Source organism: Streptomyces inhibens (assembly GCF_003389455.1).
GTDB classification, from domain to species: domain Bacteria; phylum Actinomycetota; class Actinomycetes; order Streptomycetales; family Streptomycetaceae; genus Streptomyces; species Streptomyces inhibens.
This window is the reverse complement of sequence record NZ_QUAC01000114.1, coordinates 1-11257: the sequence shown is the minus strand read 5'-3', so window position 1 is coordinate 11257 and position 11257 is coordinate 1. Positions and strand designations below refer to the sequence as shown.

Genomic DNA, 11257 nt, shown 5'->3' with positions numbered 1-11257 from the left:
GGCTCGCTGATCCAAGCGGTCAGCGAGCCGCCGGGCCGATCGCGACCGGACCGCCACCGGCCGCCGGTGCACCACCGGCGGGCGGAGCGGGCGGCGTGCCATGCGCACGCCGCCGGAGGCCGTCGTCACTCCGCGATCGGTGCGACCAGCACCCCCATCACCTCGCGCGCATGGCGGTTCGGCACCATGCCGAGGCGCCATGCCTGCCAGCCCGTTTCCGGCTCCACCCCGCGGTCCAGCAGCAGGGCGAACGCCTCGGCGCAGTCCTCCAGCTTGGAGTCGCGGGCCGCGTGCTTGTCCCGGATCAGCTGCGACAGTTCCTCCTGGGCGACGGCCGTGCCCACGACGGAACCGCCCGGTGAGGCGAGCGGCAGCAGCGTGCAGCGCAAAAAGCGCGCCCAGTCCTCGCCGCGCCGGTCGCCGTAGCCGGCGAACGTCCGCGCCGCCTCGTCGGCCAGCTCCAGCGCCTGTGCCGCCCGGCCGTTGCCGGCATCGATGATCACCAGCTCCAGGCAGGACCATGCCTCGCCGTGCGGCACTCCTATCCGCTGGAAGTCCTTACGGGCGTCCTGCAACAGCTGCCGGGCGAAGCCGCTGTTGCGCAGCGAACCGGTCTGCTCGGCCCGCAGATCACGGGTGACCCGCCCCGAGTGGTGCCGCGCGCACGCCAGGCCGTAGCCATCCTGCATCCGGCTGAACATCGTCCGCGAGCGCTCCAGCTGCCGCAGCGCCGCATCGTGTTCGCCGCGCTCCTCCAGCGCCTGGCCCAGGTAGTACATCGTCCAGGCCTCACCCCGCGCGTCCTCGTGCTGATGGTGCAGCGGCAGCGCCTGCCGCAGCTGGTCCACCGCGGGCCCCGGATCGTCGTCCACCAGCCGGGCACGGGCCAGCTGTGTCATCGCCCAGGCCTCGCCGCGCTCGTCGTGCGTGCGGCCGTAGAGCTCCATCGCCGCATGCAGGGCGCTCTCCGCCCGCGGCACATCGCCCATCCGCAGATACACCTGGCCGAGCTGGAAGTGCGCCCACGCCTGGCCGTGCACGCTCTCGCTCTCCTCATGGAGCTCCAGCGCCTCCCGCAGCATGGCGATGGCCTCGCTGATCTGTGCCCGGTCCCGCTCCACCGCCGCCAGGGCGTGCAGCGTCCAGGCCCGGTCGCCGTGCATGTCCGGACCGGACTGCAGCTCCAGCGCCTCCCGGAGCTTGGCCGCGGCCTCGGTGAGATTGCCCTGCTGCTGGAGCGTGATGCCCAGATCGCGCAGCGCACGGGCGGCGCCGGCCGGATGCTGCGCCTCGAAATACAGATCGACCACCGACGACAGCGTCGTACGGGCCTTGTCCAGCTCACCGAGCTGCCGGGCCGCCACACCGGTCCGCCACTGCACCGAGCGGACCAGCAGCCCCTGGCCGACGGCCCGGGTCAGCTCGCTCAGCTCGCCCAGACGGTAGAGGTCACCGCGTAGCAGGCAGTAGTCCGCCAGCGCGCCCAGCAGATGCGAGACCGCCGCCTGGTCCACGCCCTGGTCGGCGTGGCGCAGCGCGGCCGTGATGAAGCTGGTCTCGTCGTCCAGCCATTGCAGGGCCGCGTCCAGGGAGGTGAAGCCGTGCGATCCGAAGCGGTCGGCGCGGGTGGAGGTATTGCCGTCGACCAGCCGGATCACCGAGTCGGCCAGCTCCGCATAGCCGCGGATCAGCCGCTCCTGGGCCGCGCCGCGCTCGCCGGGCTCCTCCTCGTCCTCCAGCCGGGCGTGCGCGAAGGTGTGCACCAGCGCGTGCAGGCGGTAGCGCTCGCCGCGCACATGCTCGATCAGCCCCGCCCGGGCCAGCGTCGCCAGCTGCCGCTCCGCCTCCGCGTTCTCGACACCCAGCAGCGCCGCCGCGGCCGCTGCCCCCAGGCTCGCCCGGCCCACCAGCGCCAGCCGGCGCAGCAGCCGCCGGGCCGTCTCCGTCTGGTCGGCGTAGCGCAGCGACAGCGCACGCTCCACCGCCGGCACCGGGCGGTGGGCCGCCAGGTCCGTGGCCAGCGTGGCGGCGGTGCGCGAACCGAGCGAGGAGCCCGCCACCCGCAGTGCCAGCGGCAGGCCCGCGCACAGCTCGGAGATCTCGTCGATCGCCTGCGAGTCGTACGGCCCGCTCTCGCCCGAGGCCTCGTCGTCGGCGGCCGCGCGCAGCAGCTCTTCGGTGCCCACGGCGTCCAGCGGCCCCACCGGCAGCTGATGCACCCACGCCTGAAGGTCCTCGGGCAGTTCGAGCGGTGTATGGGAGGTGACCAGCACCAGGCTGTCGGACCGCTCGGGCACCAACGTGCGCACCTGCTCGGGATCCGCGGCGTCATCCAGCAGAACCGTCACCGGCAGGCCCGTCAGATGATGGTGATACAGCTCGGTGAGCCGCTTGACGTGCTGTTCCTGGGACGGCCGCTCACGGAACAGCAGCTGCTCGCGCGGCGCCCCCAGGCGGTTGAGCAGATGCAGCAGCGCGTCCCGGGTCGGCAACGGCACCTCACCGGGGGTCTCGCTGCGCAGATCCACCACACATGCGCCACGGAACTGATCGCGCAGCTGATGGGTGGCCCGCACCGCCAGCGCCGTACGCCCCGAGCCCGGCTCGCCGTGCAGCACCACCACCGTCGGCTTGGTCTCCGTGCTCGCCCGGGCCGCGTGCACCCACTGCGCGATCTGTGTCAGCTCCGCCCGCCGCCCGGCGAACGGGCCGTCCGGGCGCGGCAGTTGGGAGAAGGAGTGCTCCAGAAGGGACCGCTGCCGGGCCGCCGCGCTACGGTCCGCACCGCGCAGCTGCGGCCCCCGGGTGGTCTTCGAAGCGGCGGGCTTGGCGGCGTTACCGCTGCCCCGGGCCGCCGCCGTCAGCATCCGCTGCTGGTCCAGGAACGGCCGGATGCCCCGCACCTCCAGCGCCGTCAGCCACTGCAGCCGCAGCTGCTCCGAGCCTCCCGGCTGGCCCCGCATCCCCGCCTCCCGGTGCGCCGCCGGCCAGTGGCCCGCGGTCAGCTTCACGACCGTGGCCGCCGCGCCCGCCACCGCCACGGCGGCCCCGGCACCCAGGGCCGCGCCCGCGCCCGTGCCGTACGCGAGGTCCGTGCCGAAGGCCGCCACCGCCGCCACGGCCGTCGCCACCGCCGGGGTGCCCAGCTCCTTGCGCGACAGCCGCCGGCCCAGCGAAGGCCGACCGGCCGCCGCCTCGTCCAGCGCCCGGACATACGCGGCGTACTCCTCGGCGGCGCTGGCCGCCAGATCCTCCAGCGCCGCCCGCGCTCTGCCGCCGAGCGAGTCCCCGTCGAGGCGCCCGCCCGAGCGCCGCACCTCTTCCTCGACAGCCCTGGTCAACAGCGCTTCCGCTTCCGCCCGGTGGCCGTCGCGCAGCACAGCCAGTAAGCCCGGCATGCCATCCCCCTCCAGCAGTTCCAGCAGTCTCCAGCGGTGATCGTCGCCGTACGCACAGTGTTCCGCGTCCGCACGAATTCCGGCAGGCCTGTGGATAACTCCCTCCGCTCCCGACTCACCGAGCCCCTTTGGGAGAGGATGGACCCATGCCGAACCGCCTGGCTCATGAGACTTCCCCGTATCTGCTCCAGCACGCCGACAACCCGGTCGACTGGTGGCCCTGGTCCACCGATGCGTTCGAGGAAGCCCGGCGGCGCGGTGTGCCGGTGCTGCTCAGCGTCGGCTACAGCTCGTGCCACTGGTGCCATGTGATGGCCCACGAAAGCTTCGAGGACCAGGCCACCGCCGAGCTGCTCAACGATCACTTCGTGGCCGTCAAGGTGGACCGCGAGGAGCGCCCGGACGTCGACGCCGTCTACATGGAGGCCGTGCAGGCCGCCACCGGCCAGGGCGGCTGGCCGATGACCGTCTTCCTCACCCCCGACGCCGAGCCCTTCTACTTCGGCACCTACTTCCCGCCCGAGCCCCGTCATGGCATGCCGTCCTTCGGGCAGGTCCTGGAAGGGGTACGCAGCGCCTGGACGGACCGCCGCGACGAGGTCGGCGAGGTCGCCGGCCGGATCGTCGCCGACCTGGCGGGACGGTCGCTGACCGAGTCGCTGCCCGCGGACCGGCGGCCGCCGCGCCCCGAGGAGCTGCACACCGCCCTGATGGGCCTGACCCGCGAATTCGACGCGGTGCACGGCGGATTCGGCGGCGCGCCCAAGTTCCCGCCGTCCATGACGCTGGAATTCCTGCTCCGCCACCACGCGCGCACCGGCTCCGCGGCGGCCCTGGAAATGGCGCAGGCGACCTGCGCGGCGATGGCCCGCGGCGGCATCTACGACCAGCTCGGCGGCGGTTTCGCGCGCTATGCGGTGGACGCGAACTGGACCGTGCCGCACTTCGAGAAGATGCTCTACGACAACGCCCTGCTGTGCCGGACCTTCGCCCACCTGTGGCGGTCCACCGGCTCGGACCTGGCCCGTCGGATCGCCGTCGAGACCGCCGACTTCATGGTCCGCGAACTGCGCACCGAACAGGGCGGCTTCGCCTCCGCACTGGATGCGGACAGCGACGACGGCACGGGCCGGCACACCGAGGGCGCGTACTACGTATGGACGCCGGAGCAGCTGCGCGCCGTACTGGGGGAGAAGGACGCCGAGTTCGCCGCCGCTTATTTCGGTGTCACCGAGGAGGGCACGTTCGAAGAGGGCGCCTCGGTCCTCCAACTCCCCGACATCGAGGGCCTGGTGGACGCCGAGCGGGTGGTCTCCGTCAAGGAGCGGCTGCTGGCGGCGCGCGCCGAGCGGCCGCGACCGGGGCGGGACGACAAGGTCGTCGCCTCCTGGAACGGGCTGGCCATCGCCGCGCTCGCCGAGACCGGCGCCTACTTCGGCCGCCCGGACCTGATCCAGGCCGCCACCGACGCCGCCGACCTGCTGGTCCGCGTCCACATGGACTGGCAGGCCCGGCTGCACCGCACCTCCCGCGACGGCGCACCCGGCGCCAACTCGGGTGTCCTGGAGGACTACGCCAACGTCGCCGAGGGCTTCCTCACCCTGGCCTCGGTCACCGGGGAGGGCGTCTGGGTGGAGTTCGCGGGCTTCTTCCTGGACACCGTGCTGCTCCAGTTCACCACCGAGGACGGCGCGCTCTACGACACCGCGGCCGACGCCGAGGCGCTGATCCGCCGCCCCCAGGACCCGACCGACAACGCGACGCCCTCCGGCTGGACCGCGGCGGCCGGCGCGCTGCTGTCGTACGCGGCGCTGACCGCCAGTGAGCTCCACCGGGACGCCGCGGAGCGCGCCCTGGGCATCGTCACCGCACTCGGCGGCCGGGCCCCGCGCTTCATCGGCTGGGGGCTCGCGGTCGCCGAGGCCGCGCTGGACGGGCCGCGCGAGGTCGCGGTCGTCGGCCCGCACGGCGACCCGGCCACCGTCGCGCTGCACCGCGCCGCGCTGCTGGGCACCGCCCCGGGAACGGTCGTCGCGCTGGGCTCCCCCGGGTCCGATGACGCCGACGAGGTGCCGCTCCTCAAGGACCGTCCTCTCGTCGACGGCGAACCGGCCGCGTACGTCTGCCGCCACTTCACCTGCGAGCGGCCGACCACGGACCCGGAGGAGCTGACGGAGCGACTGCGGGTGTGAGGCGGGAGGGCGGGGCCCTTCGGGGGAGCCGGTACAGCGGCCTCCTACGGGGTCCTTCGGGGGCGTCGGCACAGCGGCCTCCTACCGGGCCCCGCCTCAAGTCCTAGGACCAGCGACCGGATTGACCTTGACGTGCGCGTCAAGTTTTAGCCTCGGGGCATGACGAACCGCACGCACCGCGAAGTCCGCCTGGCCGCCCGCCCCCAGGGGCCGGTCACCGAAGACCTCTTCGAGATCGTGGAGGTGCCGGTCCCAGAACCCGGGCCCGGCCAGGTCCTGGTACGCAACACCCTGATGGGTGTCGCCGCCGTGATGCGCACCCTGATGGACGAGACCAGCGTTGTGCCGATGCCCTCCTACCAGCTCGGTGAGCCGCTGCACGGGTCCGCGATCGGCGAGGTGGTCGCCGCCCCGGGGACCGACCTCAAGCCGGGCGACCTGGTGGAACACCAACTCGGCTGGCGCGAGTACGCCCTGCTGGACGCCGGCCAGGCGCACCGGCTCGACCCCGACCTGCTGCCCGACCCGGCCGGCCACCTCTCCCAGGGCCCCACCGCCTGGATGGGCGTGGTGCGCGGCGCCGAAGTGCGCCCCGGCGACACGGTCTTCGTCACCGGTGCGGCGGGCGGCGTGGGCTCCCTGGCGGGCCAGATCGCCCGGCTGCGCGGCGCCACCCGGGTCATCGGCAGTACGGGATCGCAGCAGAAGGCGGACCGGCTGATCAAGGAATTCGGCTATGACGCGGTGGTGATCCGCGGCGCGGGCCCCATCGAGGAGCAGCTGCGCCGGGCCGCCCCGGAGGGCATCGACGCGCTCTTCGACAACGTGGGCGGCGAGCAGCTGCAGGCCGCCATCGCGGTCGCCAACAGGGGCGCCCGGCTCGCCATCGTAGGGGCGCTCTCCAGCCAGCTCTCCCAGGACGGCCCGGCCACCACCGAGATCGACACCTTCTCGCTGCTCGCCCGCAGCATCACCCTGCGCGGCGTCGCCCTCTACGACCACCTGGACCTGATCCCGGAGTGGAACGCGCAGTTCGGCAAGGGTCTGCGCGACGGCACCCTCACCTTTCCGCACGCCCGGCTGCGGGGCATCGAGCAGGCACCGCGGGCGCTGCGCGAGCTGACCGAAGGACGTCATCTGGGCGCCGTGATCGTGGAGTTGTGAGGTCAGGGGCAGGGAAGCCGTGGTGAACGGTGAGCAACCGGCCGCTGTCAGTGGCCGGTTGTAGCCTGCGAAGCGTGACGACCTTGCTCGGGCATCGACCCCTTGTCCAGGAAGCCGCGGCGTTACGGGACGGCACGGACGACCCCGTCGACGCGGTGAACCGATCGTGCGACCGTATCGACGCGATCGATCCGCAGGTGCGGGCGTTCGTGCCCGAAGACGGGCGGCGTACGCGGCTCCTGGAGGCGGCGAAGCGAAGAGCGGCGGCCGCTCCGCGGGACGCCGCCGGCCGGCCCGCCCTCTACGGCGTTCCCGTAGGCATCAAGGGCATCGTGCGGGCCGACGGACTGCCGACCCGGGCGGGTTCGGCGCTGCCGCCCCAGGTGCTCGGCGGCCGGCAGGCCACCGTCGTCGACCGGCTGTGCGCCGCCGGTGCGCTGATCGCGGGCAAGACCGTGACCGCGGAGTTCGCGGTCACCGCCCCGGGCCCGACCCGCAATCCCCACAACCCGGCGCATACACCGGGCGGTTCGAGATGGGGGCACCTCCCATGCCCTTTAGGCAATGGGGGAGGGTCGGCGGCCGCGGTCGCCGCGGGGATGGTGCCGCTGGCCATCGGGACGCAGACCGTCGGCTCGATGATCCGGCCCGCCGCCTACTGCGGAGTGGTCGGCTTCAAGCCCAGCTACGGACGGATCCCGGTCGACGGGGTGATCCCCAACGCCGCCAGCTTCGACACCCTGGGGTGCTACGCCACGGATGTGGCAGGCGTTGCCCTTGCGGCGTCGGTGCTGGTCGACGGGTGGCAGCAGCCGGGGCCGGGGCGGGCGCGGCGCCCGGTACTGGGCGTGCCGGCCGGCCCCTATCTGGAGCGCGCCGGCGACGAGGCCCTCCGCGCCTTCGAGGAACAGCGGGAAGTCCTACGGGCCGCCGGGTACACGGTGCACGAGGTGCCGGTGATGGACGACTTCGAGCAGATCGTCGAGCAGCTGTTCACCATGAACCGCTATGAGGTCGCGCGCGCCCACGCCGAATGTCCCCCACGCCTAAAGGGCGCGGGAGGTACCCCCATGCGAGCTACGGCGACCGCTACCGGGAGCAGACCACGGCGGCGATCCGGCAGGGGCACACGATCGGGGACGCCGCCTATGAAGCGGCCCGGATACGACGGGGGGCGTTCCGCGAACGGCTCGCGGCGGACGGGGCCGCCGCCGGTATCGACCTGTGGATCGCCCCGTCGGCCACCGGCCCCGCGCCCGCCGATCTCACCACCACCGGCACCTCCATCATGTGCCTGCCCTGGAGCAACGCCGGCCTCCCGGCCGTCAGCCTGCCCGCCGGCCACGCCGCCAACGGGCTGCCGCTCGGCCTCCAACTCATCGGCAGATACGGCGGGGACGAAGCCCTGCTGTACGGGGCGGCCGGAATCGAGGGCGTACTGAACGGGGCGGCCGAGGAAGCGAGAGTGCACTGAAGGGGACAGCGGGGCAGGGGGAGCGGCGGATGCGTATCGGGGACGCGGCGGCGGCCGTCGGACTGACACCGCGGACGCTGCGCTATTACGAGCAGCAGGGGCTGGTGGAGGCCCGCAGGACACCGTCGGGCCATCGTGAGTACGACGCGGAGGACATCCGCCGGCTGCGCGCCGTACGCGAACTGCGCGAGGCGGGCCTGACGGTGGGCGATGTACGGGCCTTTGCGCATCTGCTGCGCACCATGCCGCCCAGCGGGGTGCCGGAACTGATTCCCAAGGGCCCGCACTCGGGGCGCTGTTCGGCCGCCGAGACCGTGGTCCGGCACCGGCTCGCCGAACTGGACGCGCATATAGAGAGGCTGACGCAACTACGGACGCGACTGGCGGCCCGGCTGGGCGAGCCGTGAGAGCCGGAGGAGCCGGAAGAGCAGGGAACGGCGGGCGAGCCGTGAGAGCCGGAGGAGCCGGAAGAGCAGGGAACGGGGGGCGAGCCGTGAGACGCGGGCGCATCGGACACCGCGCCGGGCCCGCACCCCTCGCCCCCGCTCTCAGAGCGTGAGCCCCCGCGCCAACACGTCCATCGTCTGATGGATCAGCGCCTCCAGGTCGGTGGTCCGGCCCTCCTCGACCCAGCTCAGCATCGCTTCCTGGAGCGCGGCCAGAATCGCCGTACTGATGACCCGCAGCTCCAGGTCGTCGGCCGGGCGGCCGGAGCGTTCGGCCAGTACGGCGCTGATCATCGCGGCGTCCCGGGCGGTGTTCTCCGCCGTACGGCCCCGGATGGCGGGCACCTCGCGGATCAGCCGGACGCGCTGGACGAGTTCGGCACGGTCCTCCGCGGTGATCTTGCGCAGCGCCTCGATGGTGACCTGCCGCATCGACTCGACCATCGGCTCGCCCGCGGGACGGGCCCGGATCCCGGCCTCCAGCACGGTGTCGTACTCGTCCGTGAGCACGATGTCTTCCTTGGTGGGGAAGTAGCGGAAGACCGTGCTCGGCGAGACATCCGCGGCCTCGGCGATCTGATCGATGGGGGTCGCGTCGTAACCCTGCTCCTCGAAGAGCCGGTAGGCGGCCCGCCGGATCGCCTGCCGGGTCTGGATCTTCTTCCGCTCACGCAGCCCGATCTTCGGCGTCCCGGGCGGCGTAGTGGCGGAGGTACGTGCGGAGACCATGGGCCTCATTGTCAGGCATCAGATGTCCCAGGGGCCACGGCCTCGTCCGCACGCCTACCGGGCTCCGTAGGCGTACCGGGCTCCGTACGCCGGCCGCGCCGCCGCGCACGCGGGTCGGGCAGGAAGGCGGCCGTCAGCGCCGCCGCGACCAGCGCCGCGATCCCGCACAGCAGCAGGACCAGGCTCATCCCGTGCAGATAGGCGCGGTCCGCCGATGCGGCCAGTTGCGGTATCCCGGTGCGCTCGGCCACCAGATGGGCGGCCACCACCGAGTCCCCGGCCGCATCGGCGGCCCGCGCGGGCAGTCCGGCGGTGTCGACCCGCTCGCCGTACGCCCCGGCGAGCAGACTCCCGAGCAGCGCCACGCCCAGCGAACCGCCGAACTGCCGCACGGTCATCAGCAGCCCCGACCCACTGCCCGCCCGCTCGGAGGGCAATGCCCCCAAGGCGGCGTCCATGGCGGGAACCATGGTGAAACCGAAGCCGACGCCGGCGATGGACAGCCACAGAGCAGTGGTGCCGTAGCCGTCGTGCACGTCCGTGGTGGAGCCGAGGAACGCGGCGCAGGCCAGGACGATCAGGCCGCCGGTGATGACGGGGCGTGGGCCGATGCGTTCGGCGAGCGCGCCGCTGCCCTTGGCCGCGACCATCAGCCCGGCCATCATCGGCAGCATCCGCAGCCCGGTGCCGAACGCATCATGGCCCAATACGGCCTCCAGGTACGGCGGGAGAAGGAACATCAGGCCGGACAGCACCAGCGTGCCGAGCGCGGCGGCGACGGTGTTCCAGAGGAAGCCGGGGCCGCGCAGCAGCCGTAGGTCGAGCATCGGCCGGTCCAGGCCGCGGCCGCGCAGCACCAGGCCGGTGAGCAGGGCGACGGACGCGGCGAGCGCGGTCACCACGAGCGGGTCGCCCCAGCCGCGCCCCGGGCCCTCGATGATGCCGAACACCAGGGCCCCGAGCCCGGCGGCGGTGAGCACGGCGGAGAGCGCATCCACCTTCGGAGAGCTGGGGTCGCGGGTCTCGGGCAGCAGGAAGACGCAGGCGGCGACGCCGATCAGTACCAGCGGGACGTTCACGAAGAAGATCGAGCCCCACCAGAAGTGGTCCAGCAGCCAGCCGCCGACGAGCGGGCCGAGCGGGAGGCCGAGCGCCGAGGCGGCGGAGATCGCACCGACGGCCTTGGGCCGCTCGTCGGGCCCGAAGAGCGAGGGCAGCACGGACATCGCCAGCGGCATGATCAGCGCCGCGCCGACGCCCATCACCGCGCGGGCCGCGACGATGAGTCCGGGGCTGTCGACAAGGGTGCCGAGCAGCGAGCCGACGAGGAAGATCAGGAGTCCGGTGATCAGCATCCGGCGGCGGCCGAACCGGTCGCCTAGGAGCCCGGCCGGGAGCATCAGGGCGGCGAACACCACGATGTAGGCGTCGGCGATCCACTGCTGTTGTCCCGTGTCGGCGCCCAGTTGGGCGGCCATCGTCGGCAGCGCGACGTTGAGGATCGTCGAGTCGAAGCCCAGCACGAGCATGGCGGCAACCAGCGCGCCGAGCGCCCACCAGCGCCGGTCGGTCTGCGAAGTCATGGCACACCTCTGAGAGTCGGCCGTCCGAGGTCGTGTCGGACGCGAGAAGCCGGGAACGAAACCCGGCCTGAAGTGACAGTAACTCGCAAAAGAAAGTGACTGTCAATTATTGACGCGATCCTGACTGTCGGTGGCGTGTGTCACTCTGTGGCGTGGGGACAGTTACTTTCGGTGATGCCTTGAGGGGTGATGTCTTGACGGGTGAGGGGCATGCGGCGACGCGCGAAAGCCCCCACACGCCACCGTGGCCGCGGCTTGAAGGCCGCGGCCA

Annotated in this window: 7 protein-coding genes and 1 pseudogene; 5 read left to right on the top strand and 3 right to left on the bottom strand. The window is 72.8% G+C overall.

The window, feature by feature from the left end; all coding sequences use genetic code 11:
* Positions 1 to 125: 125 nt before the first annotated feature.
* The gene (locus DY245_RS14565) at positions 126 to 3398 is read right to left on the bottom strand and encodes a tetratricopeptide repeat protein (RefSeq protein WP_128507376.1); all 3273 of its coding nucleotides are present in this window, start codon (positions 3396 to 3398) and stop codon (positions 126 to 128) included.
* A 146-nt stretch (positions 3399 to 3544) separates the two neighbouring features.
* On the opposite strand from DY245_RS14565, the gene DY245_RS14560 reads away from it, so the two are divergent.
* From DY245_RS14560 to DY245_RS14545, 5 genes and pseudogenes are all read left to right on the top strand, one after another.
* The gene (locus tag DY245_RS14560) at positions 3545 to 5590 is read left to right on the top strand and encodes a thioredoxin domain-containing protein (protein WP_128507374.1); all 2046 of its coding nucleotides are present in this window, start codon (positions 3545 to 3547) and stop codon (positions 5588 to 5590) included.
* A 159-nt stretch (positions 5591 to 5749) separates the two neighbouring features.
* Positions 5750 to 6754 (top strand): MDR family NADP-dependent oxidoreductase, encoded by a 1005-nt coding sequence (locus DY245_RS14555; protein ID WP_128507372.1) that lies wholly within the window; start codon positions 5750 to 5752, stop codon positions 6752 to 6754.
* A gap of 29 nt (positions 6755 to 6783) precedes the next feature.
* Positions 6784 to 7710: pseudogene (locus DY245_RS47850) on the top strand (amidase family protein); the annotation flags it as partial.
* A gap of 77 nt (positions 7711 to 7787) precedes the next feature.
* On the top strand, positions 7788 to 8228 hold the full coding sequence (locus tag DY245_RS47845) for an amidase family protein (RefSeq protein WP_342354191.1): 441 nt from the start codon (positions 7788 to 7790) through the stop codon (positions 8226 to 8228).
* A gap of 29 nt (positions 8229 to 8257) precedes the next feature.
* Positions 8258 to 8635 carry a MerR family transcriptional regulator gene (locus tag DY245_RS14545; RefSeq protein ID WP_128507370.1) on the top strand — a complete coding sequence of 126 codons (378 nt, stop codon included), beginning with the start codon at positions 8258 to 8260 and terminating at the stop codon, positions 8633 to 8635.
* A gap of 141 nt (positions 8636 to 8776) precedes the next feature.
* Here DY245_RS14545 and DY245_RS14540 read toward each other — a convergent pair whose 3' ends face one another.
* Complete coding sequence (locus DY245_RS14540; protein ID WP_128507369.1) at positions 8777 to 9403, bottom strand: TetR/AcrR family transcriptional regulator; 627 nt, start codon at positions 9401 to 9403, stop codon at positions 8777 to 8779.
* 11 nt (positions 9404 to 9414) lie between these two features.
* Positions 9415 to 10986, bottom strand: coding sequence for an MFS transporter (locus tag DY245_RS14535; protein WP_128507368.1), 1572 nt, complete (start codon positions 10984 to 10986; stop codon positions 9415 to 9417).
* Between the last annotated feature and the right edge of the window lie 271 nt (positions 10987 to 11257).

Coding starts and splice junctions, on each gene's coding strand:
- DY245_RS14555 (WP_128507372.1), top strand. CDS start 5,750: ATGACGAACCGCACGCACCGCGAAGTCCGCCTGGCCGCCCGCCCCCAG.
- DY245_RS14560 (WP_128507374.1), top strand. CDS start 3,545: ATGCCGAACCGCCTGGCTCATGAGACTTCCCCGTATCTGCTCCAGCAC.
- DY245_RS14535 (WP_128507368.1), bottom strand. CDS start 10,986: ATGACTTCGCAGACCGACCGGCGCTGGTGGGCGCTCGGCGCGCTGGTT.
- DY245_RS14565 (WP_128507376.1), bottom strand. CDS start 3,398: ATGCCGGGCTTACTGGCTGTGCTGCGCGACGGCCACCGGGCGGAAGCG.
- DY245_RS14545 (WP_128507370.1), top strand. CDS start 8,258: ATGCGTATCGGGGACGCGGCGGCGGCCGTCGGACTGACACCGCGGACG.
- DY245_RS47845 (WP_342354191.1), top strand. CDS start 7,788: ATGTCCCCCACGCCTAAAGGGCGCGGGAGGTACCCCCATGCGAGCTAC.
- DY245_RS14540 (WP_128507369.1), bottom strand. CDS start 9,403: ATGGTCTCCGCACGTACCTCCGCCACTACGCCGCCCGGGACGCCGAAG.